Source organism: Nocardioides ferulae, from assembly GCF_003660455.1.
GTDB lineage: Bacteria > Actinomycetota > Actinomycetes > Propionibacteriales > Nocardioidaceae > Nocardioides > Nocardioides ferulae.
Genome location: NZ_QZVR01000031.1, coordinates 30672 through 52442 on the forward strand (window position 1 = coordinate 30672; position 21771 = coordinate 52442).

Below are 21771 nucleotides of genomic sequence, written 5' to 3' on the forward strand. Positions count from 1 at the left end.
CATGTTCACCGGCATCGTCGAGGAGCTCGGCACCGTCGCCGCCGTCGAGGACCAGGGCGACGCGATCCGGCTCACCATCGAGGCCGCGGCCGTCCTCGAGGGCACCGGACTCGGCGACTCGATCGCGGTCAACGGCTGCTGCCTGACCGTCGCGGCGCTCGACGGGCCGCGCTGGACCGCCGACGTGATGGCCGAGACCCTCGACAAGACCAGCCTGCGCGGTGTGACGCCGGGCGACCGGGTCAACCTCGAGCGGGCCGCGACGCTGAGCACCCGGCTGGGCGGCCACCTCGTGCAGGGCCACGTCGACGGCGTCGGCACGATCCTCGCGCGGACCCCCAGCGAGCACTGGGAGGTCGTCGAGGTCTCCCTGCCCGCACACCTGGCCCGCTACCTGGTCGACAAGGGGTCGATCACCGTCGACGGGGTGAGCCTGACGGTGGTCGAGGCCCACGTCGACCGGTTCACCGTCAGCCTGATCCCCGAGACCCTCGCCCGCACTACCCTGGGCCGGCGGGCGGTCGGCGACCGGGTGAACCTCGAGGCCGACGTCATCGCCAAGCACGTCGAGAAGCTGCTCGCGGCGCGAGGGGAGGGCTGATGCTCGACTGGCTGCTGCACGGCACGATCCCCGTCGGCGAGGGGTCGCTGGCGGTGCGCGAGGTCGTCGGCAACGGCTTCGGCCTGGCCAGTGCGCTGCTCGGCATGCGCCGGGTGCTCTGGGCGTGGCCGGTCGGCCTGGTCGGCAACCTGCTGCTGTTCACGGTGTTCGTCTCCGGCGAGCTGAGCAACGCGGTCGCCGAGCCGCTGTGGGGCCAGGCCGGGCGGCAGGTGATGTTCGCGGTCGCCGGCCTCTACGGCTGGTGGCGCTGGTCGCGCAACCGCGCCGACGGGGCCGACGGCGCCGCGGTCACCCCCCGCTGGGCGACCGGCCCCGAGCGGCTGGGCCTGCTCGTGCTCGCGGCGGTCGGCTACGCCGCGGCGTACGGCCTGCTGGTGCGGATCGGCTCGTGGGGCCCCGAGACCGAGGCGTGGATCCTGGCGGGCTCGCTGCTCGCGACCTACGGGATGGCCCGTGGCTGGGTGGAGTTCTGGCTGGTGTGGATCGCCGTCGACGTCGTCGGCGTCACCACGCTGGTCCAGGCCGGCTACTACCCGACCGCTGCGATGTACCTGTTCTACGGCGGCTTCTGCATCGCCGGCCTGTTCACCTGGTGGCGCCTCGAGCGCACCACCCGCACCGAGGCGCCCGCCCCGGTGGAAGAAGGAGCTGCTGCATGAGCACCGACCAGACCGTCCGGCTCGACCCCGTCGAACGGGCGATCGCCGACATCGCCGCCGGCCGGGCGGTCATCGTCGTCGACGACGAGGACCGCGAGAACGAGGGCGACATCATCTTCGCCGCCAGCAAGGCCACCCCCGAGCTGATGGCCTTCACGATCCGGCACAGCTCGGGGGTGATCTGCGTGCCGATGCCGGCGCGGATGCTCGACCGGCTCGAGATCCCGCTGATGACCCCCCACAACAAGGACCGGCTGCGCACGGCCTACACGATCTCGGTCGACGCCCGCGACGGCGTCTCCACCGGCATCTCCGCCGCCGACCGCGCCCACACCGTGCGGGTGCTGGCCGACTCGGCCACCGAGCCGTGGGAGCTCACCCGGCCCGGCCACGTCTTCCCGCTGCGCTACCGCGAGGGCGGGGTGCTGGTGCGGCGCGGCCACACCGAGGCCGCGGTCGACCTGGCCCGGCTGGCCGGGCTGACCCCGGCGGGCGTGCTGGTCGAGGTGGTCAACGACGACGGCACCATGAAGCGCGGCCCGCAGCTGCGCGAGTTCGCCGACGAGCACGGCCTGGCGATGATCTCGATCGACGAGCTGGTGCGCTACCGGCGCCGCCACGAGAACCTGGTCGAGCGGGTGGCCGAGACCCGGCTGCCCACGCGGTCCGGCGACTTCACCGCCTACGGCTACCGGATCACCGTCGACGGGTCCGAGCACATCGCGCTGGTGCACGGCGACCTCTCCGACGCAGCAGACCGCCCGGTGCTGACCCGGGTGCACTCCGAGTGCCTCACCGGCGACGTGTTCGGCAGCCACCGCTGCGACTGCGGCCCGCAGCTGGAGGAGGCGATGGAGCGCATCGTCACGGAGGGCCGCGGCGTCGTGGTCTACCTGCGCGGCCACGAGGGCCGCGGGATCGGCCTGGTCGCCAAGCTCCAGGCCTACCAGCTGCAGGACGGCGGCCGCGACACCGTCGACGCCAACCTCGACCTGGGGCTGCCCGCCGACGCCCGCCACTACGGCACCGCCACCCAGATCCTGCGTGACCTCGGGGTGCACAGCGTCCGGCTGCTGACCAACAACCCCGACAAGGTCGAGAGCCTCGAGGACTTCGGCGTCCACGTCGACAGCCGGGTGCCGCTGACCCCCCACCCCAACGATCACAACCTGGCCTACCTGCTCACCAAGCGGGACCGGATGGGCCACGACCTGCCGCACCTCGAGATGGACGGAGCCACCCCATGAGCGGAGCCGGAGCGCCCACGCAGCAGCCGATCGACTGCCACGACCTGCGGGTCGCGGTGGTCGCGGCCAGCTGGCACGACCAGGTGATGGACGGGCTGCTCGCCGGCGCCCAGCGCGCCTTCGACGACTACCGCGTCGAGGCGCCCGTGGTGGTCCGGGTGCCGGGCACCTTCGAGCTGCCGGTCGTGGCCGCGGCGCTGGCCGCGCAGGCCTACGACGCGGTGATCGCGCTCGGGGTGGTGATCCGGGGCGGCACGCCGCACTTCGACTACGTCTGCAGCGCCGCGACCGACGGGCTCACCCGGGTCGCGCTGGACCACCAGACCGCGATCGGCTTCGGCGTGCTCACCTGCGACACCGAGCAGCAGGCCCTGGACCGCGCGGGGCTCGAGGGGTCGCAGGAGGACAAGGGCTACGAGGCCTCCTCGGCGGCTCTGGTCACCGCGCAGACGCTTCGCCGGGTCAAGCGCGGCTACGGCGCCTGACCCCGGCCCGGTGGGCGGCGCGGCGGGGGAGCCACCTAGGCTGTCGGACCGTGAAGACGTTCGACGAGCTGTGGTCTGAGCTGCGGGAGAAGGCGCGGACCCGTCCCGAGGGGTCCGGCACCGTGCGTGAGCTCGACGCCGGGGTCCATGCGATCGGGAAGAAGCTGGTCGAGGAGGCGGCCGAGTCCTGGATGGCCGCCGAGCACGAGGGGCCCGAGCGGACCGCCGAGGAGATCAGCCAGCTGCTCTACCACGCCCAGGTGCTGATGCTGGCCTCCGGCATCGAGCTCGACGACGTCTACTCCCACCTGTAGAGGATCCCGTGTCTGTCACCCCCACCCCCGGGCTGCTGCGGATCGCGGTGCCCAACAAGGGCTCGCTGTCCCAGTCGGCCACCGAGATGCTGCGTGAGTCCGGCTACCGCCAGCGCGACGACGCCAAGCAGCTCACGCTCACCGACGGCGACAACGGCGTCGAGTTCTTCTACCTGCGCCCCCGCGACATCGCGCTCTACGTCGGCGAGGGCACCCTCGACATCGGCGTCACCGGCCGCGACCTCCTGCGCGACTCCGGCGCCCACGCAGACGAGGTGCTCTCGCTGGGCTTCGGCCGCAGCCGGTTCCGCTTCGCCGGCCCGCGCGGCGCGTTCCGCGACCTCGGCGAGCTGGCCGGCTGCCGGATCGCGACGTCGTATGTCGGAGTGGTGCGGGCGTTCCTCGAGGAGCGGGGCATCGAGGCGAGCGTGGTCCGCCTGGACGGGGCCGTCGAGACCAGCATCCAGCTCGGAGTGGCCGACGCCATCGCCGACGTCGTCGAGACCGGCAGCACGCTGCGCCAGGCCGGCCTCGAGGTCTTCGGCGAGACGATCCTGGAGTCCGAGGCGGTGCTGGTGACCCGTCGCGGCGCCCCGCTGCCCGACGGGTTCGAGATCTTCAAGCGCCGGCTCGAGGGCGTGCTGGTGGCCCGGTCCTACGTGATGATGGACTACGACATCCGCAGCGAGCACGTCTCGCGCGCGGTGGCGCTGACCCCGGGCATCGAGAGCCCGACCGTCTCCCCGCTGCACCGCGAGGGCTGGGTGGCGGTGCGGGCGATGGTTCCCCGCGAGGGCGCGCACCGGCTCATGGACGAGCTCTACCAGCTGGGTGCCCGCGGCATCCTGCTCACCGACATCCATGCCTGCCGCCTCTGAGCCGGGCGCCGCCGGCGCGCAGCTCCCGCGCAGCTGGCGCCCCTTCGGCCCCCGCATCGCCGGGCTCGTCTTCGGTCTGGCGCTGGTCGTGGTGTGTGCCTTCGCCTGGTTCGGCTTCGACCCCGAGACGCGGGCCAAGTTCACCGCCTTCCAGCGAGGCACGCTGGTCTTCCTCGGGCTGCTGATCTTCGCGGTGATGTATGCGCTGATGCGCTCGCGCGTCGTGGCCGAGGCCGAGCGGCTCGTGGTGGTCAACGGCTACCGCCGCCACGAGTACGCCTGGGCCGAGGTGGTCGCGGTGCACCTGCCGCCCGGCGCCCCGTGGGCCACCTTCGACCTGGCCGACGGGAGCACGGTCTCGGCGATGGGCATCCAGGGCAGCGACGGCGCCCGGGCCCGCCAGGCGGTGCGCGAGCTGCGGCTGCTGCTCGACCGCGGCTAGCTGGAGGTCAGGGCAGCGACCGGATGCCCCACGAGAGGTTGATCGAGTCGCCCGCGCGGCCCGACGGGGCGAGCACGACCAGGTCCTCGCCGCTGCGGAAGGCGTCCGGCGGGGAGGTCATCGGCTCGACCGCGATCGACCGGCGGGCCGTGCGCTCCACGTCGTCGGCGGTGTAGACCTGCAGGTAGCGGAAGTGCCGGTCGACCCAGAGCGCGACACCCTCCTCCTCGTCGCCCGGCGCCAGCAGCTCGACCGTCGCGTGCCCGCCGTTGTCGTGCTCGAGCTCGGTGAAGCAGTCGTCGAGGACCAGAGGCCCGATCGCCCGGGGAGTCCGGAAGTCGTAGGAGCTTCCCTCGACGTGGCGCGAGCGCACCGGAAGCTTGCGCTCGTCGGAGACCAGCCGCACCGACGCCGGCAGCAGCAACTCGAGGTGGTCGACCGGACCCCCGCCGATCGCCAGGTAGGGGTGTGCGCCCGCGGCGAAGGGGGCCGCGGAGTCGGACCGGTTGGTCGCGCGCAGCATCGCGGTCAGCCCGTGGGCCGAGACCCGGTAGGTCACCTCCAGGTCGAGCGTCCACGGATAGCCGGTCTGCGCCATCAGGCGGTAGCCGAGCCGGACCCGGTGCTCCTCGGCCTCCACGAGCGACCAGGCCGCCCAGCGCACCAGCCCGTGCGAGGCGTTGCCCCGCGACGGCTCGGTCAGCGGCAGCTGCAGGTCGTGGCCGCGGAAGCTGTAGGCGCCGTCGCGCACCCGGTTCGGCCACGGGACCAGCCACTGACCCCGCCCGCCCGGTGACATCGCGGCGCGGGCGAACCCGTCGACCAGCGGCCGCTCGAAGTAGGTCAGGCTGCGCAGCGCCGCGCCGCTCTCGGTGACGACGGCGTGGTAGCCGTCGGCACTGATCTCGAACTGGTCGCCGCTGGGAGGGAGCACCCCTCCACCCTAGGGAGCCCTATGGAGGCAGGGGCGCTCCGGGCCCGATCCGTGACCCAGCCGACACCACCGGCGAGCGGGGCCGGGCTCAGCGGACGACCGGGGCCGCGAGGCCGAGACCGTCGACGATCAGATCGGCGCGCTCCGCGGTGCGGTCCTCGGCGAAGTGGCGGGCCTCGGTGGTCAGCCAGCGCCGCCAGTGCGACTCGACGGCCGGCCCGTCGCGCTCGAGGCCGCGCTGCAGGCGGGTGTCGTCGGGGGCGACTACCCAGGCCAGGACTCCGGTGAGATCGGCGTGCCCGACGGCCCCGGCCCCCACCCCTTCGACCACGAGCAGCCGCACCGGGTCGAGGTGGACGGTCTCGGCGTAGCGGCCGGCGTGCCAGTCGTAGCGGCGCACCTGGCCGGGGCGGCCGGCCGCGTGCTCGGTGAGCAGTCCCTCCAGCTGGGCGATGCCGGCCGCCAGCCCCGACCACCCGTCGTACAGGTCGTCCATGTGCAGCACGGTCGCGTCGGGCCGCGCCGAGGCCAGTGCCGCCGCCAGCGTGGTCTTTCCGGACCCGGCGGGCCCGTCGACGCAGACGAGCCGGCCCGAGCCGAGCGTGGGCGGGCGTGCGGCGGCGAGGCCCAGCACCAGCCCGGCGACGCCCGCGGGGTCAGAAGGCGAGGCCGTGGCCACGGTAGGTCGCGACCTCATCGACGAGCTCCTCGCCCGCGAGCAGGTGGACGGTGCTGCCGTGCTCGAACAGCTCGCCGGCCTTCGCGTGCCGGAACCAGACCAGGTCGCCGATGCGCAGCAGGGAGGCGGCGGGCCCGGTGAGCGGCGTCTGCACCTCGCCGGCTCCCTCCAGGGTGGTCAGCCGCAGCCCGGGCGGGGCCCACGGGGTGGGCAGCCGGTCCGGTCCGGCGGCGCCGGAGGCGACCAGGCCGCCGCCGTGCACGGTGACCACGTCGGGGGAGGGGCGCCGGGCGACCGGGACGCCGAAGAACGCCGCGGGCGTGGCCGTGAAGGAGCGGTAGTGGTCGAACAGCGTCGGCACGAGCAGCCCGGAGCCGGCGGCGACCTCGGTGACGACCGGGTCGGCGACCGTCGTCTCCACCGAGCCGGTGCCGCCGCCGTTCCAGAACTCCAGCGGCGCCTCGAGCACCCCGGCGAGGGCATCGGCCACGACCCGTCGGCGCTGGGGCAGCTGTCCCGTCGAGGCGGCCTTGAGCCCTCGCACCGCGGCCGAGCGCCCCCGCTGACCGGGGACCGAGTCGGGCAGGCCGGCGACCTGTCCCTCGTAGGTCATCACGCCGACCAGGCGGAACCCGGGGCGCTCCTGCACGGCTCGGGCCAGCGCGACCACCTGCTCGGCGTCGTGCAGCGGCGAGCGCTTGGGTCCGACGTGCTGCCCGGCCAACCGGAGGCCGGCGTCGACCTCGAGAGCCACCCGCACCGGCACCGCGTGGGAGGAGCGCACGGAGTCGACCACGTCGAGGTGGGCCACGTCGTCGACCATCAGCGTGATGCGGGCGGCCGCGGTCGGGGAGGCGACCAGCTGGGCGAGCGCGGCGCGGTCGACGGTGGGGTAGGCCACGACGATGTCGTCGCTGACTCCTTGCTCCTCGAGCCACAGCGCCTCGCGGAGGGTGTAGCCGAGCACGCCGGAGAAGCCGTCGACGGCCAGCGCGCGGCGCAGCAGCGCCGGCACCCGCACCGACTTGGAGGCCAGCCGGATCGGCTTGCCGCCCGCGCGCCGGACCAGATCGGCGGCGTTGTGATCGAAGGCATCGAGGTCGACGACGAGCACGGGAGTGGCCGGTGGCGAGGGCAGGCCGGCCACCGCTTGGTCCAGCCGCGCCCACAGCCGATGGCGGTGCACCGCCTCGGCGGAGACCCCGGAGTGCCTGCCGCTCACGAGATGCCGCGCTTGCGCAGCAGCGCCTCGATGTCGTCGAGCTCGGGGTCGCCGGAGGGGGTCGGAGTCCTGCCGCGGCCCTTGGTGCCGCTGTCGAGCTCACCGGGACCGGCGCTCTCGCCCGACCGCTTCCCCGTGCTCCCTCGCGCGACCGCCTTGGGACCACCGCCGATGCCGCGCGCGGCCAGCGCCCCGGCGACCACGAAGAGCACCACGGACACACCGGCCAGGACCACGCCGCCCCACACCAGGGGGTTGAAGGCGAGTGAGACCGCCCAGTCGGTGACCGCGTCGGCGATGCGGGTGAACATCCGCAGCGTCTTGGTCAGGTAGGCGGCGAGCGGCAGCAGCGTGAAGGCCGCACCGCGCAGTCCGGAGACCAGGCCCCGGTGCCGGAAGGCGTACCAGGTCCAGGCCCCGCCGAGCAGGGTGAGGGTCAGCGTGAGTGCTCCCCAGGTCACGTCGTCCACCCCTCCAGCGTCCCACACCGCGCCCGCGCCGGGGGCATGCGCGACGATGGGGGCATGGTGCAGCCGCCGCGACAGTTGCAGGGCCCGGCGTTCCCCGACGACCGGGGCGACGCCGACCCGGTGTTGGCCGCCGCGCTGGCGGCCTACGCCGCGGACCCGAGCCGGTACGCCGACGCGCTGGCGGCGCTGCAGCCGACCAGGCTGCTGGTGCCCGTCGTTGCGGTCCTCGGCGAGGTGGAGACCGGCCCCGACGGGTTGGCCCGGGAGAAGTCCAGCGACATGGCGGCGGTGCTGCTCACCGGCGCCGACGGGCGCACCGCATTGCTGGCGTTCACCTCGCTGGAGACCATGCACGCGTGGAACCCGGACGCCCGTCCGGCGCCGGTGACCGCCTCACTGGCGGCCCTGTCGGCGGTCCAGCAGGAGGCGGCCGCACTGCTGGTCGACGTCGCCGGGCCGGCGCGGCTGGTGGTGGAGGGCGACGACCTGCGGGCCCTGGCCGCCGGCTGGCGGCTGGTCCGCGTCGGCGAGCGCCTCGGCTGGATTGGGCCTGCGGAGCGATGATCGGCTAGCATCGCGTGTTGACCGATCAGTTCCGCCGTGCCCGCACGACGGGAAGGATCCACAAGCGGGGCCGCCATGTGCGTCTCCCACCCGCATCGATCGCCGTCCAGCACCACCGGGCACAGGTCGTCGGGTCCGGTCCCGAGGTGGACGCCGATCCCTGGCGACCATCCCGGCGGTGCGACACCCCAGGTCGGGTGACGTGTCATGACTGGCTCCCGCTTGCGACGGCGGGAGCCTTCGTCGATTTCGGGCCGAGTGGGCCCGAGACGCGGTGATCTTCCGACAGAGCACGCCAACCAGGAGGACACATCAGCACCGAGCTTCGTATCAACGACCGGATCCGGGTTTCCGAGGTCCGCCTCGTCGGACCCAACGGCGAGACCGTCGGCATCGTTCCCACCGCCGACGCGCTCCGGCTCGCGCAGGAGGCCGACCTCGACCTGGTCGAGGTGGCGCCGACGGCGCGTCCGCCGGTCTGCAAGCTCATGGACTACGGGAAGTTCAAGTACGAGAACGCCCAGAAGGCCCGCGAGGCGCGTCGCAACCAGACGAACGTGATCATCAAGGAGATGAAGCTTCGTCCCAAGATCGACGCCCACGACTACGAGACCAAGAAGGGTCACGTGGTCCGCTTCCTCAAGGCCGGCGACAAGGTGAAGATCACGATCATGTTCCGCGGTCGTGAGCAGCACCGTCCCGAGCTGGGCTTCCGGCTGCTGCAGCGCCTTGCCGAGGACGTCGCCGAGCTCGGCTTCGTCGAGTCCTCGCCCAAGCAGGACGGCCGCAACATGATCATGGTGCTCGGCCCGCACAAGAAGAAGGCCGACGCCAAGATCGAGATGCAGGCGGCCAAGGAGGCCAAGGCCACCGAGCGCGACGCCGAGCGTGCCGCCGAGCAGGCCGAGCGCGACGCCGCGCACGCGGCCGGCCCGGTCGCGAAGAAGAAGGAGCGTGGCCGGTCCGAGAACCTCGATCCCGAGATCGAGGCCTGACCCGGTCCGCACGAGCAGACCACGGGTGGTCCCCGCCGGGACCGCCCCCGTGGCGGGGCGCGCCCCGCACACCCGCTGGACGAGAAGAGAGAGCAGAGATGCCGAAGAACAAGACGCACTCCGGAGCGAGCAAGCGCTTCCGGGTGACCGGGTCGGGCAAGATCCGGCGCCAGAAGGCCGGCATGCGCCACAACCTGGAGAGCAAGCCCTCCAAGGTCACCCGGCGCCTGTCCGGCACCACCGAGGTCGCCAAGGCCGACGTGAAGCGCGCCAAGAAGATGCTGGGTCTCTGACCCCACCGACCCCGCCGGTCGGCCCGGCAGGGCGACGCGAGAGCGTCCGCTCCGCCCCGAGACCCCGGCACCCGAACTGAGCACCAAGGAGTAAGACAGTGGCACGCGTCAAGCGGGCAGTGAACGCCCAGAAGAAGCGCCGTACGACCCTCGAGCGGGCCAGCGGCTACCGCGGTCAGCGCTCGCGCCTGTACCGCAAGGCCAAGGAGCAGGTCACCCACTCGCTGGTCTACAGCTACAACGACCGGCGCAAGAACAAGGGCAACTTCCGCAAGCTGTGGATCCAGCGCATCAACGCGGCCGCCCGCGCCCAGGGGATGACCTACAACCGGTTCATCCAGGGCCTGAACCTGGCCGGTGTCGAGGTCGACCGCAAGATCCTCGCCGACCTGGCCGTCAACGACATCGCCGCGTTCAACGCGCTCGTCGAGACCGCGCGGGCCGCGCTGCCCGAGGACGTCAACGCCCCCAAGACGGAGGCCTCGGCCTGAACACCACCCCGTTGACTGCGGGCAACGCCCGCGTCAAGGAGGCGCGCAAGCTCAGCCGCCGCTCGGCCCGTTCCGAGCGGCGGCTGTTCCTTGCCGACGGCCCGAAGGCCGTCGAGGGGGCGTTGGGCGTCCCCGGCTGCCCGGTCGAGGTCTTCGCCACCGAGTCCGCCACCGACCAGCAGCCAGCCCTGGCGTCCGCCGCCGCCGCGGCCGGCGTGCCCTGGACCGTCGTCGACGACCGGGCACTCGCCTCGCTGAGCGACTCCGTCACCCCGGCCGGTGTGGTCGCCGTCTGCCGGTTCCTCGACCGGCCCCTGGACACGCTCCTCGAGCGGTCCCCTCGCCTGGTCGCGGTCTGTGCGGACGTGCGGGACCCCGGCAATGCCGGCACGGTGATCCGCACCGCCGACGCCGCCGGCGCCGATCTGGTCGTGCTCGCCGGCACCTCGGTCGACCCGTACAACCCCAAGACCGTGCGCGCCACCGTGGGCAGCCTGTTCCACCTGCCGGTGGCGGTCGCGCCCGACCCGGCCGCCGTCGTACGCAGCCTGCGCGAGGCCGGGTTGGCCGTCCTCGCCACCGCGGGCGCCGGCGAGGTCGACCTCTTCGAGGCCGACGCTCTGCTCGATGCGCCCACGGCCTGGCTGTTCGGCAACGAGGCCCACGGGCTGCCCGGCGAGCTGGCCTCCCTGGCCGACCACCGGGTGCGCATCCCGCTGCTGGGCCGCGCCGAGAGCCTCAACCTCTCGACCGCTGCCGCGGTCTGCCTCTACGCCTCCGCGAAGGTGCAACGCGGCCGCTGAGAACGGTCAGTAGCCGTTGCCGCGGACCGCGTGCCACCGCTCGCCCCTGCGGACGACGCGCACGAAGACCCACCGCTGCCCGTTGCGGAACTGGAACTCCGTGGGCTCCTCGCCCATCAGGGCGTCGACCTCGGCACAGCGACCGCGCGCCGGCATCCGGACCCGGTCGATGGTGCGCCACCGCTCTCCATCGTGTGCCTGTAGACGGCTGGGCCAGCCGCGGTCTCCGCGTCCGGCGTGCAGCCGCACCACCTCGTCGGGGCCGGTGGGGAAGACGACCTCGCAACGGCCCGGGGCGCCCACCGGCAGCCGGACCACTCCGGACGGGGAGACCACCGTGGTCCGCCGGGCTTGCGGGGCGGCCACCGGTGTGCCGCCTCGTCCGACGGCGAGCGGCTTGCCGCGCAGCGGCACGCTCACCCAGGAGACCGAGTCATGGCTGAGCAGCGCCCTGGTGTGGCCGGATGGTCCGCAACTCATCACCAGCTGGTGCACCGGGCGGAGGGCTCCGCCGGTCGTCCCCGCCCAGCGGCAGTCCGGCGAGCCGTGGTCGTAGACCACCCCGGGTGGGCCCCAGACCTGGGCCTCGGCGTCGTACAGCTGCGCCTTCAGTCGCTGGCCGTCGGGGCTGCCGATCGCCACCATGGGTCCGTTGCGGGCCCAAGAGAACACCGTGTGCATCGTGGAGGGCCGGAAACCGTGCTCGACCAGGCCGGGCGCATGGCTCGGCGCCACCTGCACCAGCCGCCAGGGCGACGTCTCGTCGTCACGCCCGATCACGAACGTGTCGGCAGGGGACCAGAAGACTCCCTCGACCCGGGTGCTGGAGAGGCCGACCATCCTCAGCTCCGTGCACCCGAGACGATGGCCGGGAGCCGGGTCGACGGCATCGGTGGTGACCGCGCCGTCCGGGTCGAGACCGTGAACACCGATCACGCACCGGCGGGGACGGTCCGCCGCCGGCTCGGCGCCCAGCACGGTGACCGTGCCGTCGTCGGCGACCACCGCCGTCGGGTCGCCGGAGTCGTAGTCGTAGGTCGTGCTCTGCAGCGGTGCGAAGCCGGTGCCGGCCGACCAGCGCACGACGTCACCGTGCCCTCCGGCCAGCCATACCGCGTGCTCCCCGCTCGGTGAGATGCCAGGAGAGAGGTAGGCCTCGCCCGGCAGCGTCTGCCGTGCCCAGGTGTCGAGGTCCTGCGAGACGAGGGCAACCGATTCGGCCGGTGCCTGGTCCTCGGACCAGTTGGAGTCGCACTCCAGCAGCAGCGCGACCCCGCCGCCCGAGGTGCGTCCGTTCAGGGCGCCGCACTCGATGCCAGGCTCCTGGTGGAGCACCTCCGGCTCGGCCCAGGCGCCGGTCGCAGCATCCTGGCGCTGGATCATCACCCGCTTCAGGCTCGGCGCGCCCACCGCGATCCTGCCGGTGCCGGGCACGTCGAACACCTGCGTCGGGATCGTGCGGTAGCGGATCGGGCCGTCGCCGGTGGCGCTCTCCTCACCGGACGCCGCCCCGCTGCCGGCCACCGCGGTCCAGGCCGTCGTCAGCCCGAGGGCGAGCGCGGTCGTCGCGGCTGCGTACCTGGTCCGCGACCGGGCTCGTGAACGGTCGTTCGTGGTCATGGTGCTCCTGTCGCGAGGCGAACCCGGCACTGGTCCGGACCACCACCGTAGGCTGTGCGCCGTGGACCGGGACCTCGCCAGCGCTCGAGAGCTCGCCGATGCCCTGCCCGACGGGGTGGTCGTGGCCGATGCCGAGGGGCGCGTGACGCTGGTGTCCGCGGTCGCGGCGCGGATGCTCGGGACCGACCCGGACGCCGGCCTGGGGGAGCCGCTCGTCGACGTCCTCGCGCTCCAGGACCAGGAAGGCCGGGCATGGTGCGCCTGCAACCGCCCCTACGAGGGGTTGAGCACGCGGTCCGCGATCCCGGAGCAGTCCTGGCTGCTGCCCAACGGCACCGAGGTGCTGGTCGTCGCCCGGCTGCACCGCGACGGCCCCGGTGCACCGGTGCACCGGGTCGCGGTGACCCTGCGCTCCGGGCGCGGCCGGGCCCGCCTGGACCGGGAGCGCTCCGACCTGGTCGCCACCGTGGCCCATGAGCTGCGCTCGCCGCTCACCGGGGTCAAGGGCTTCGTGCAGGCGATGCTGAACCGCTGGGAGAAGCTCAGCGACGAGCAGAAGAAGCTGATGCTGACCACGGTGAGCAGCGACTCGGACCGGCTGAGCCGCCTGATCGCCGAGCTGCTCGACGTCGCCCGCATCGACACCGGCCGGCTGCAGATGCACGCCCGCCCCTCCGACGCCGCTGTGCTGGTGGGGCGCATCGTCGACTCGGTGCAGGCCAGCACCAGCCGGGCCGTCGAGCTTCGGGCCTCCGCAGAGCTGCCTCAGATCGTCGTCGACCCCGACAAGTTCACCCAAGTCGTCACCAACCTCGTCGAGAACGGCGTCCGGCACGGCGAGGGCACCGTCTCGGTGCTGCTCGAGCCGCAGCCGGCGGACGCCGACCACTCGGGGGTGCGGATCACCGTCGACGACGAGGGCGACGGCATCCCACCCGACCTGCGGCGGCGGGTCTTCACCAAGTTCTGGCGCGGCGGCGCGCGGGGCGGCTCGGGGCTGGGGCTCTACCTGGTCAACGGGCTGGTGCGCGCTCATGGCGGCACTGTCACCATCGGCGACGCGCCCGGCGGTGGAGCCCGCGTGGTCACCACCTGGCCCGCAGAGGCCAATCGGAGCGAGTGAGCCGTGACCGTGGCGGCTGCGCCGGGCTTCGGACTCCCACGGCTTCTCTCGGTCGGGGGGTGCCTCCTGCTCTGCGCGCTGCTGGCCGGGGGCTGCGACGCGGACGAACAGGCCGGCGGCTCGGAGGCGTCCGGCATCGCCGCGCTCTCGGGCGTGCGCGACGCGTTCGTCGGCGAGCAGGAGGTCGAGGACGGCGCCTTCGAGGAGGTGGTGCGGGTCGACCTCGAGCCCGATGCGACCGCTGCGGAGGTCAGCGCGGTCCTGGCCACGATCGCTGACCGGGGGCCCTGGCTCAGCACGGTCTACCTGGGGGCCGGCACGCTCGAGCAACGGTCCGAGGATGTGCTCGACGGCGCCTCGGGCATCTGGAACTTCGAGGACTCCGACGGCGATCCCGACGAGTGGGCGGACCTCCTGGTCCGGGCCGTCGACGTGCTCGCGCCTGCCCAGGTCGTCGTAGCGGGAGATGCCCAGCATCCGCAGCGTCCCGAGCTCGACCTCTCTGTCGATAGACCCGATCCCCCCGGCGTCGCGGACGTCGCGGCCGCAGTGGTCGGCGATCCGGTGCTGGCCGGTGTCGACGGGATCCGGGTGGTGGGCTGGCACCTCGACGACGGCTGGACCAAGCCGGTCGCGACCCTCGCCACGCGCGACGGCCTGGACGCCCGCGACGTCCAGGTGTGGCGCGACCTGACCGACGCGGTCGCGCCGGTCCTCGATCCCTCGGTGGCCTGGGGCACGGCCACCGAGCCGGTGGTCTCGGATGTCTCCGTGCTGGTCGGTGCGGCACCGGCCGAGGTGGCGCTGACGCTGGAGGTCCCCGGCCGGGTCCCGCCCGCCGAGTTCACGAGTGACCGTCTGGGTGCCCGGGTGTGGCCGCTGCTGCGCCCCCTGCTCGACGTCCTCTCCGGGATGCCCGGTGCGCGGCTCGCCGTCGTCCAGCGCAACGACCGCTTCCTCGAGCTAACCGTGGGGGAGGAGCCACCGGCCACCGACCGGCAGGGGCGCACCTGGGCAGCGGAGGCCGCGGCGTACCTCACGCGCTGAGCAGCCGACAGACAACCGGTTCGCCGCCGATGCCCGGCAGTTCCTAGACTTGGCCCGGCGGTGCCCGCGGCGGCACCGGCCACCTGCCAGCTCAGCGACCAGCTCCCGCGCCGACCCGGCGCAGCCCCAGCCCGGAAGGTTCTCCATGTCGGGACCGAACACCGATTACGACCCCGTCGAGGTCACCCCGCTCAAGGCCGAGGAGGTCGAGGCGATGCGCGAGGCCGCGTTCGCCGCGATCGCCGCCGCGAGCGACCTCGAGGAGCTCAAGCAGGTGCGCACCGAGCACACCGGGGACCGCTCGCCGCTGGCGCTGGCCAACCGCGAGATCCGTGCCCTTCCGCCGCAGGCGCGCAAGGAGGCCGGCCAGCGGGTCGGGCAGGCGCGTGGCGCGGTGAGCAAGGCGCTGGCCGCGCGCCAGGTCGTGCTCGAGGCCGAGCACGAGGAGCGGATGCTCGTCGAGGAGGCCGTCGACGTGACGCTGCCGACCGCGCGGACCCCGCGCGGGGCCCGGCACCCGCTCACCACGGGCGCCGAGCTGATCGCCGACATCTTCGTCGCGATGGGCTGGGAGGTCGCCGAGGGGCCGCTGGTCGAGGCCGAGTGGCTGAACTTCGACGCGCTGAACCTCGGGCCCGACCACCCGGCCCGCACCATGCAGGACACGTTCTGGACCGAGCCCCCCGAGAACCACCTCGTGCTGCGCACGCACACCTCGCCGGTGCAGGCCCGCACCATGCTCACCCGCCGCCCGCCGATCTACGTCGTCTGCCCGGGACGGGTCTTCCGCACCGACGAGTACGACGCCACGCACTCGCCGATGTTCCACCAGGTCGAGGGCCTGGTGGTCGACGAGGGCATCACGATGGCTCACCTCAAGGGCTCGCTGGACCACTTCGCGACCGCGATGTTCGGCGAGGGGATCACCACGCGCTTCCGACCGTCGTACTTCCCGTTCACCGAGCCCAGCGCCGAGGTCGACCTGGTCTGCTTCGTGTGCCGCGGCCGCGAGCCCGACGTGGCGACCTGCCGCACCTGTCGGGGCGAGGGCTGGATCGAGTGGGGCGGTTGCGGCGTGGTCAACCCGCGGGTCCTGGTGGCCTGCGGGGTCGACCCCGAGCGCTACACCGGCTTCGCGTTCGGCATGGGCATCGACCGCACCCTGATGTTCCGCCACGGCATCGGAGACCTCCGCGGGTTCTTCGAGGGCGACGTCCGCTTCACCACCGCCTTCGGAACGGAGATCTGAGAACCGTGAAGACCCCCGTCTCCTGGATCCGCGACTACGTCGACCTGCCGGCCGGGCTCGGCACCGAGGAGCTGGCCGCCAAGCTGACCATGCTCGGCCTCAAGCTCGAGGGCATCGAGCGTGCCGCCGACGGCATCACGGGTCCGCTCGTGGTCGGCCGCGTGCTCACCAAGCAGCCCGAGCCGCAGAAGAACGGCAAGACCATCAACTGGTGCACCGTCGACGTCGGCGACGCCAACGGCACCGGAGAGCCCCAGGGCATCGTCTGCGGCGCCGACAACTTCGAGCCCGGCGACCTGGTCGTCGTCGTGCTTCCCGGCGGCGTGCTGCCCGGTGACTTCGCGATCTCGGCGCGCAAGACCTACGGCCACGTCTCGGCGGGCATGATCTGCTCCTCGCGCGAGCTGGGGATCGGCGAGGACCACGACGGCATCATCGTGCTTCCCGCCGACGCGGGCGAGCCCGGCGCCAGCGCGTTCGGGGTGCTCGGCCTCGACGAGGAGGTCATCGAGTTCGAGATCAACCCCGACCGCGCCTACGGCCTGTCGCTGCGCGGCGTCGCGCGCGACGCCGCGCTCGGCTTCGCGGCGGCCTACCACGACCCGGCGGACCGGTCCGTGCCCGCCGCGAACGACGCCGGCTACCCCGTGATCGTCGACGACCCGGACGGCTGCCCGCTGTTCGTCGCGCGTCAGGTCACCGGCTTCGACCCGGCGGCACCCACGCCCGAGTGGATGGCTCGCCGCATCCGGCTCGCCGGGATGCGGCCGATCTCGCTGGCCGTCGACGTCACCAACTACGTGATGCTCGAGCTCGGTCGCCCGATCCACGGCTACGACGCCGACAAGCTCACCGGCCCGCTGCGCATCCGGCGCGCCCGCACGGGGGAGCGGCTGACCACCCTCGACGGCACCGAGCGCGAGCTCTCGCCCGAGGATCTCGTGGTCACCGACGACTCGGGCATCATCGGTCTGGGCGGCGTGATGGGTGGCGAGACCACCGAGATGTCCGAGACCACCACCTCGGTGCTGGTCGAGGCCGCGCACTGGGACGCCGTGTCGATGTTCCGCACCGGCCGGCGCCACAAGATCACCTCGGAGGCCGGCAAGCGCAACGAGCGCGGGGTCGACCCCGAGATCACCGAGGCCGCGGCCGACCGGGTCGTCGAGCTGCTGACCACCTATGGCGGAGGCCAGGCCGGGCCCGGGGTGACCGTGGTCGGCCGGCCGCCGGAGCAGCCGACCATCACTCTCGCCGCCGACCTGGCCGCCCGGGTCACCGGCATGGAGATCCCCCCTGACCGCGCTGTGGCGGCCCTGCGTGCGGTGGGCTGCGAGGTCACCGTCGACGGCGACCGGCTCACCGCGGTCCCGCCGGCCTGGCGTCCCGATCTCACCGACCCGTTCGACCTGGTCGAGGAGGTCGCCCGGGTCGAGGGCTACGACAACGTGCCGTCGGTGCTGCCTCCGGCTCCGCCCGGTCGCGGACTCACCCGGTCGCAGGCACTGCGCCGCCGGATCGGGCGCACGCTCGCCGGCGCCGGCTACGTCGAGGTGGTCAGCTTCCCGTTCGTCGGCGTGCCCGACCTGGACGCGCTCGGGCTGCCCGAGGACGACGAGCGGCGCCGGGTCCTGCGGCTGGCGAACCCGCTCTCCGCCGAGGAGCCCGCGATGACCACCACGCTGCTCCCGGGCCTGCTGAAGGCCGTCGGTCGCAACGCCGGCCGCGGCCACGGCGACGTCGCCCTGTTCGAGACCGCCACCGTCACGCTGCCCCGCGAAGCGGCGGGGCCGGCCCCCATCTTCGGTGTCGACCGCCGGCCCGACGAGGGTGAGCTGGCCGACCTCGACAAGGCGCTGCCCGAGCAGCCGCTGCACCTCGCGCTGGTCGTCGCCGGCGAACGGGAGCCGGCCGGCTGGTGGGGCCCCGGCCGTGCGGCCGGGTGGAGCGACGCGATCGGCGCGGTGCGTGACGTCGCGCAGGCTCTCGGGCTCGAGCTGATCGTGCGCTCCGGCAATCGGGCGCCCTGGCACCCCGGTCGTTGCGCCGAGCTCCTGGTGGGCGGTGTGGTGGTCGGCCACGCGGGCGAGCTGCACCCGAAGGTGTGCCGGGCCTTCGGGGTCCCGGCTCGCACGGCCGCCGCCGAGGTGCACCTCGACCGGCTGCTCGAGCACGCCGTCGACGTGGTGCCCGGGCCGGTCTTCTCGTCGTTCCCGCTGGCCAAGGAGGACGTCGCGCTGGTCGTCGACGACGGGGTGCCCGCCGCTGACGTCGAGGCCGCGCTGCGCGAGGGCGCGGGCGAGCTGCTGGAGTCGATCCGGCTCTTCGACGTCTACACCGGCGAGCAGGTCGCCCCCGGCCGCAAGTCGTTGGCGTTCGCGCTGCGCTTCCGGGCCCCCGACCGCACCCTCACCGATGAGGAGACCGCGGCAGCGCGTGAGGCCGCAGTGGCGCTGGCAGCGGAGCGCACCGGGGCCGTCCAGCGGAGCTGACCTCAGCGACCGCCTGACGGACCGTTCAGTCGATCGGGTGGCTGACCGCCTCGCGGAACTGCTTGTAGACGGCACGGTCGCCCTCGACGGTGAGCTGCTCGTCGCCGGTGCGGCGCCACAGCCAGCCGTCGAGGGCCGCGGCCGTGCCGCTGACGACGACGTCGGCGGGGTGGGCCGGGTCGGCCACGACCCGGATGTCCGTGCCGTCGTGGTTGACCCCGTCGGCGGGGTTGGTGCCCCGGAACATCCCCACCTGCACCCAGATCGAGTGGCCGGTGTCGGACAAGTCGACCCGCACGTGGCCGGGTCCGGGCTCGAAACGACCCCACGGCGGGGTGCCCCCGAACATCACGTCGAGACACTCCTCGACTCCGTCGGCGGCGAGCATCGGGTCCAGGGGAGTCACCTCGCCGGCCGTCTGCTCGGCGTCCAGCCGGTGGATCAGCGCCTCGTGGGCCTGCCGGCGGTGCGTGAAGCCGACCGTGTGATCCGCCGACCAGCTCCACGCGTGCTCGGCGGGGTCGGCGGTCTCCAGCGCCGCGACCAACCGGGCCGAGTGGTCGTCGAACGCCGCGACCAGGCCGGCGTAGGTGTCCGGCCGGTCCGGGCCCGGCTGGTCCTCCGCCGGCTCGCTCGGCCGGTTCTCGACCACCCAGGCCCAGAACCACTGCACCTCGGCGAGGTGCCACAGCAGGTCGGCGGCGGTCCAGTCCGGACAGCCGGGGACCCGGGCGGCAGGATCGCAGTCGGCCAGGACGTCGCGGAAGCGGCGGGAGTCCGCGCGGAGGTGCTCGAGGTAGCGGGCAGCGGGGAGTCGGGGCATGACCGCAAACTAGTGGCGCGCGCCACCCTCCCGCATGCCGGTTGTCGCCGTGGGGGACCGAGGAATGAACCCCCCCCGTGCCTCAGAACATACGAAGGACTGTATAGTCATGCACATGACCAGGAGACGGGTGGCAGTTGCAGGCGCGAGCGGGTACGCCGGAGGCGAGCTGCTGCGTCTGCTGTTGGACCACCCGGAGGTCGAGATCGGCGCCCTGACCGGCGCCTCCAACGCCGGCCAGCCGCTCGGTGCGTTGCAGCCGCACCTCGTGCCGCTGGCCGACCGGGTGCTCGAGCCCACCGACGTGGAGACTCTCGCGGGCCACGACGTGGTGTTCCTCGCGCTCCCGCACGGCCAGTCCGGTGCGATCGCCGAGGCGCTGAGCGAGCGCGACCCCTCGGTGGTGGTCGTCGACTGCGGCGCCGACTTCCGGCTCTCCGACGCGGGCGCCTGGACCGCCTTCTACGGCGGTGAGCACGCCGGCACCTGGCCCTACGGGCTGCCCGAGCTGCCCGGCCAGCGCGAGCGGCTGCGCGGCACGACCCGGGTCGCGGTGCCGGGCTGCTACCCGACCGTGTCGACGCTCACGCTGGCGCCGGCAGTCGCCGCCGGGCTGGTCCGGCCCGAGGTGGTCGTCGTGGCCGCGTCCGGCACCAGCGGTGCCGGCAAGGCCGCCAAGCCGCACCTGCTCGGCAGCGAGATCATGGGCAACGCCAGCGCCTACGGCGTGGGCGGCACCCACCGGCACACGCCCGAGATCGTGCAGAACCTCTCGCCGCTCGCGGGCGGGGAGGTCGCGGTCAGCTTCACCCCGCTGCTGGTGCCGATGGCCCGGGGCATCCTCGCCACCTGCTCGGCCCCACTCGCCGATCCCGGGCTGAGCGGCGAGCAGGCCCACGAGGTGTACGCCGCGGCGTACGCCGACGAGCCGTTCGTCCACGTCCTCCCACCGGGGCAGTGGCCCCAGACGCAGTCGGTCATGGGGTCGAACGCGGTCCACGTGCAGGTGACCGTCGACCCGGCCGCCGGGCGACTGGTCGCCGTAGGGGCGGTCGACAACCTGGCCAAGGGCACCGCCGGTGCCGCGGTGCAGTGCATGAACCTCGCGCTCGGCCTCGACGAGGGCCTGGGCCTGACCACGGTGGGGGTGGCTCCCTGATGAGCGTCACGCAACCGCAGGGCTTCCGGGCGGCCGGCGTCGCCGCCGGACTCAAGTCGACCGGCGCCCGCGACCTGGCCCTCGTGGTCAACGACGGGCCGCGGTTCGACTCCGCCTCGGTGTTCACGACCAACCGGTGCAAGGCGAACCCGGTGCTGTGGAGCCAGGAGGCGGTCAAGGACGGCACGGTCCGCGCGGTGGTCCTCAACTCCGGTGGCGCCAACTGCTACACCGGCCCCGAGGGGTTCCAGACCACGCACGCGGTGGCCGAGCAGGTCGCCGGTCACCTCGGCATCGGCGCGATCGACGTGGTGGTGTGCTCGACCGGGCTGATCGGCCTGCGCAACGACCGGCAGTCGCTGCTCGACGGGGTGGACGCGGCGCACGCGGCGCTCTCGTCCGACGCCGGGCTGGACGCCGCCGAGGCGATCATGACCACCGACAGCGTCAGCAAGCAGGTGGTGGTCGAGGGGCCTGGTTGGTCGATCGGCGGCATGGCGAAGGGCGCCGGCATGCTTGCGCCCCAGCTGGCCACGATGCTGGTGGTGCTCACCACCGACGCCGTGGTCGAGGCAGCCGACCTCGACGTCGCCCTGCGCGCGGCCACCCGGGTCAGCTTCGACCGGCTCGACTCCGACGGCTGCATGTCGACCAACGACACGGTCACGGTGCTGGCCAGCGGGGCGAGCGGAATCACGCCCTCCCTGCCGGACTTCACCGACGCGCTCACCCAGGCCTGCACCGACCTGGCGATGCAGCTGCTGCGGGACGCCGAGGGCGCGGACCACGAGATCGCGATCACGGTGCTGAACGCGGCCACCGAGGACGAGGCGGTCGAGGTCGGCCGCAGCGTCGCCCGCAGCAACCTGTTCAAGGCCGCGGTGTTCGGCAACGACGCGAACTGGGGGCGGGTGCTGGCCAGCATCGGCACGACCGACGCCGCCTTCGATCCGGTCGACCTCGACGTCGCGATGAACGGGGTGTGGGTGTGCAAGTCCTCGGGGCCGCACGCCGACCCCACCACGGTGGACCTCACCGGTCGCGAGGTGAGCGTGACCATCGACCTCAAGGCGGGCTCCGAGCGGGCGACCGTCTGGACCAACGACCTCACCCACGCGTACGTCCACGAGAACAGCGCCTACAGCTCATGAGCGACGAGA

At 73.4% G+C, this 21771-nt stretch carries 24 protein-coding genes; 18 read left to right on the top strand and 6 right to left on the bottom strand.

Annotated features, from left to right (window positions below; translation table 11 throughout):
- Position 1: 1 nt before the first annotated feature.
- The 7 genes from D6B71_RS21290 to D6B71_RS21320 are packed head-to-tail and all read left to right on the top strand — an operon-like array spanning position 2 to position 4647.
- Positions 2–601, top strand: coding sequence for a riboflavin synthase (locus tag D6B71_RS21290; protein WP_121258819.1), 600 nt, complete (start codon positions 2–4; stop codon positions 599–601).
- The gene (locus D6B71_RS21295; protein ID WP_121258820.1) at positions 601–1281 is read left to right on the top strand and encodes a nicotinamide mononucleotide transporter family protein; all 681 of its coding nucleotides are present in this window, start codon (positions 601–603) and stop codon (positions 1279–1281) included. Before D6B71_RS21290 ends, D6B71_RS21295 begins: the two co-directional genes overlap by 1 nt.
- Positions 1278–2528 (top strand): bifunctional 3,4-dihydroxy-2-butanone-4-phosphate synthase/GTP cyclohydrolase II, encoded by a 1251-nt coding sequence (locus D6B71_RS21300; RefSeq protein WP_121258821.1) that lies wholly within the window; start codon positions 1278–1280, stop codon positions 2526–2528. Before D6B71_RS21295 ends, D6B71_RS21300 begins: the two co-directional genes overlap by 4 nt.
- Positions 2525–3013: a 6,7-dimethyl-8-ribityllumazine synthase gene (gene ribH / locus D6B71_RS21305; protein ID WP_121258822.1), complete on the top strand. Its 489-nt coding sequence runs from the start codon at positions 2525–2527 to the stop codon at positions 3011–3013. Before D6B71_RS21300 ends, ribH begins: the two co-directional genes overlap by 4 nt.
- A gap of 50 nt (positions 3014–3063) precedes the next feature.
- Complete coding sequence (locus D6B71_RS21310; protein ID WP_121258823.1) at positions 3064–3327, top strand: phosphoribosyl-ATP diphosphatase; 264 nt, start codon at positions 3064–3066, stop codon at positions 3325–3327.
- A 32-nt stretch (positions 3328–3359) separates the two neighbouring features.
- The gene (hisG, locus tag D6B71_RS21315; RefSeq protein WP_121258848.1) at positions 3360–4205 is read left to right on the top strand and encodes an ATP phosphoribosyltransferase; all 846 of its coding nucleotides are present in this window, start codon (positions 3360–3362) and stop codon (positions 4203–4205) included.
- Positions 4189–4647, top strand: coding sequence for a PH domain-containing protein (locus D6B71_RS21320; RefSeq protein WP_121258824.1), 459 nt, complete (start codon positions 4189–4191; stop codon positions 4645–4647). Before hisG ends, D6B71_RS21320 begins: the two co-directional genes overlap by 17 nt.
- A gap of 7 nt (positions 4648–4654) precedes the next feature.
- Here D6B71_RS21320 and D6B71_RS21325 read toward each other — a convergent pair whose 3' ends face one another.
- From D6B71_RS21325 to D6B71_RS21340, 4 genes are all read right to left on the bottom strand, one after another.
- A complete protein-coding gene (locus D6B71_RS21325; protein ID WP_121258825.1) occupies positions 4655–5581 on the bottom strand; it encodes an aldose 1-epimerase family protein in 927 nt (308 codons plus the stop codon).
- A gap of 88 nt (positions 5582–5669) precedes the next feature.
- Entirely contained in the window at positions 5670–6278 is a 609-nt protein-coding gene (locus D6B71_RS21330) for a uridine kinase family protein (protein ID WP_240641626.1), read from the bottom strand.
- The gene (locus tag D6B71_RS21335; RefSeq protein ID WP_121258826.1) at positions 6238–7482 is read right to left on the bottom strand and encodes an amino acid deaminase/aldolase; all 1245 of its coding nucleotides are present in this window, start codon (positions 7480–7482) and stop codon (positions 6238–6240) included. The genes D6B71_RS21330 and D6B71_RS21335 overlap by 41 nt, the downstream gene beginning before the upstream one ends.
- On the bottom strand, positions 7479–7952 hold the full coding sequence (locus D6B71_RS21340) for a cellulose synthase (protein ID WP_121258827.1): 474 nt from the start codon (positions 7950–7952) through the stop codon (positions 7479–7481). Before D6B71_RS21340 ends, D6B71_RS21335 begins: the two co-directional genes overlap by 4 nt.
- A 54-nt stretch (positions 7953–8006) precedes the next feature.
- Between D6B71_RS21340 and D6B71_RS21345 the strand changes: the two genes are divergently transcribed.
- From D6B71_RS21345 to D6B71_RS21365, 5 genes are all read left to right on the top strand, one after another.
- Positions 8007–8516, top strand: coding sequence for an SseB family protein (locus D6B71_RS21345; RefSeq protein ID WP_121258828.1), 510 nt, complete (start codon positions 8007–8009; stop codon positions 8514–8516).
- A 329-nt stretch (positions 8517–8845) separates the two neighbouring features.
- Entirely contained in the window at positions 8846–9511 is a 666-nt protein-coding gene (gene infC, locus D6B71_RS21350) for a translation initiation factor IF-3 (protein WP_276311018.1), read from the top strand.
- A gap of 98 nt (positions 9512–9609) precedes the next feature.
- Positions 9610–9804, top strand: coding sequence for a 50S ribosomal protein L35 (gene rpmI / locus D6B71_RS21355; protein ID WP_121258830.1), 195 nt, complete (start codon positions 9610–9612; stop codon positions 9802–9804).
- Positions 9805–9902: 98 nt separating this feature from the next.
- On the top strand, positions 9903–10295 hold the full coding sequence (gene rplT, locus D6B71_RS21360; protein ID WP_121258831.1) for a 50S ribosomal protein L20: 393 nt from the start codon (positions 9903–9905) through the stop codon (positions 10293–10295).
- An 11-nt stretch (positions 10296–10306) separates the two neighbouring features.
- Positions 10307–11098, top strand: coding sequence for a TrmH family RNA methyltransferase (locus D6B71_RS21365; RefSeq protein ID WP_240641627.1), 792 nt, complete (start codon positions 10307–10309; stop codon positions 11096–11098).
- A 6-nt stretch (positions 11099–11104) separates the two neighbouring features.
- Here D6B71_RS21365 and D6B71_RS21370 read toward each other — a convergent pair whose 3' ends face one another.
- A complete protein-coding gene (locus D6B71_RS21370; protein WP_121258832.1) occupies positions 11105–12718 on the bottom strand; it encodes a hypothetical protein in 1614 nt (537 codons plus the stop codon).
- A gap of 61 nt (positions 12719–12779) precedes the next feature.
- Between D6B71_RS21370 and D6B71_RS21375 the strand changes: the two genes are divergently transcribed.
- From D6B71_RS21375 to pheT, 4 genes are all read left to right on the top strand, one after another.
- On the top strand, positions 12780–13841 hold the full coding sequence (locus D6B71_RS21375) for an ATP-binding protein (RefSeq protein ID WP_240641628.1): 1062 nt from the start codon (positions 12780–12782) through the stop codon (positions 13839–13841).
- 3 nt (positions 13842–13844) lie between these two features.
- Positions 13845–14888 carry a hypothetical protein gene (locus D6B71_RS21380; RefSeq protein WP_121258834.1) on the top strand — a complete coding sequence of 348 codons (1044 nt, stop codon included), beginning with the start codon at positions 13845–13847 and terminating at the stop codon, positions 14886–14888.
- Positions 14889–15033: 145 nt separating this feature from the next.
- Positions 15034–16137 (top strand): phenylalanine--tRNA ligase subunit alpha, encoded by a 1104-nt coding sequence (gene pheS / locus D6B71_RS21385; protein ID WP_121258835.1) that lies wholly within the window; start codon positions 15034–15036, stop codon positions 16135–16137.
- Between the two features lie 5 nt (positions 16138–16142).
- Positions 16143–18629 carry a phenylalanine--tRNA ligase subunit beta gene (gene pheT / locus D6B71_RS21390; protein WP_121258836.1) on the top strand — a complete coding sequence of 829 codons (2487 nt, stop codon included), beginning with the start codon at positions 16143–16145 and terminating at the stop codon, positions 18627–18629.
- A 25-nt stretch (positions 18630–18654) separates the two neighbouring features.
- On the opposite strand, the gene D6B71_RS21395 is transcribed toward pheT, so the two are convergent.
- Positions 18655–19452 (bottom strand): maleylpyruvate isomerase family mycothiol-dependent enzyme, encoded by a 798-nt coding sequence (locus tag D6B71_RS21395; RefSeq protein WP_121258837.1) that lies wholly within the window; start codon positions 19450–19452, stop codon positions 18655–18657.
- A gap of 109 nt (positions 19453–19561) precedes the next feature.
- On the opposite strand from D6B71_RS21395, the gene argC reads away from it, so the two are divergent.
- Both argC and argJ read left to right on the top strand, forming a co-directional pair.
- On the top strand, positions 19562–20611 hold the full coding sequence (argC, locus tag D6B71_RS21400; RefSeq protein WP_121258838.1) for an N-acetyl-gamma-glutamyl-phosphate reductase: 1050 nt from the start codon (positions 19562–19564) through the stop codon (positions 20609–20611).
- The gene (gene argJ / locus D6B71_RS21405) at positions 20611–21762 is read left to right on the top strand and encodes a bifunctional glutamate N-acetyltransferase/amino-acid acetyltransferase ArgJ (RefSeq protein ID WP_121258839.1); all 1152 of its coding nucleotides are present in this window, start codon (positions 20611–20613) and stop codon (positions 21760–21762) included. The genes argC and argJ overlap by 1 nt, the downstream gene beginning before the upstream one ends.
- Positions 21763–21771 lie beyond the last annotated feature (9 nt).

Coding starts and splice junctions, on each gene's coding strand:
- argJ (WP_121258839.1), top strand. CDS start 20,611: ATGAGCGTCACGCAACCGCAGGGCTTCCGGGCGGCCGGCGTCGCCGCC.
- D6B71_RS21295 (WP_121258820.1), top strand. CDS start 601: ATGCTCGACTGGCTGCTGCACGGCACGATCCCCGTCGGCGAGGGGTCG.
- ribH (WP_121258822.1), top strand. CDS start 2,525: ATGAGCGGAGCCGGAGCGCCCACGCAGCAGCCGATCGACTGCCACGAC.
- D6B71_RS21395 (WP_121258837.1), bottom strand. CDS start 19,452: ATGCCCCGACTCCCCGCTGCCCGCTACCTCGAGCACCTCCGCGCGGAC.
- D6B71_RS21290 (WP_121258819.1), top strand. CDS start 2: ATGTTCACCGGCATCGTCGAGGAGCTCGGCACCGTCGCCGCCGTCGAG.
- D6B71_RS21345 (WP_121258828.1), top strand. CDS start 8,007: ATGGTGCAGCCGCCGCGACAGTTGCAGGGCCCGGCGTTCCCCGACGAC.
- D6B71_RS21370 (WP_121258832.1), bottom strand. CDS start 12,718: ATGACCACGAACGACCGTTCACGAGCCCGGTCGCGGACCAGGTACGCA.
- D6B71_RS21330 (WP_240641626.1), bottom strand. CDS start 6,278: ATGAGGTCGCGACCTACCGTGGCCACGGCCTCGCCTTCTGACCCCGCG.
- pheS (WP_121258835.1), top strand. CDS start 15,034: ATGTCGGGACCGAACACCGATTACGACCCCGTCGAGGTCACCCCGCTC.
- argC (WP_121258838.1), top strand. CDS start 19,562: ATGCACATGACCAGGAGACGGGTGGCAGTTGCAGGCGCGAGCGGGTAC.
- D6B71_RS21320 (WP_121258824.1), top strand. CDS start 4,189: ATGCCTGCCGCCTCTGAGCCGGGCGCCGCCGGCGCGCAGCTCCCGCGC.
- D6B71_RS21300 (WP_121258821.1), top strand. CDS start 1,278: ATGAGCACCGACCAGACCGTCCGGCTCGACCCCGTCGAACGGGCGATC.
- rpmI (WP_121258830.1), top strand. CDS start 9,610: ATGCCGAAGAACAAGACGCACTCCGGAGCGAGCAAGCGCTTCCGGGTG.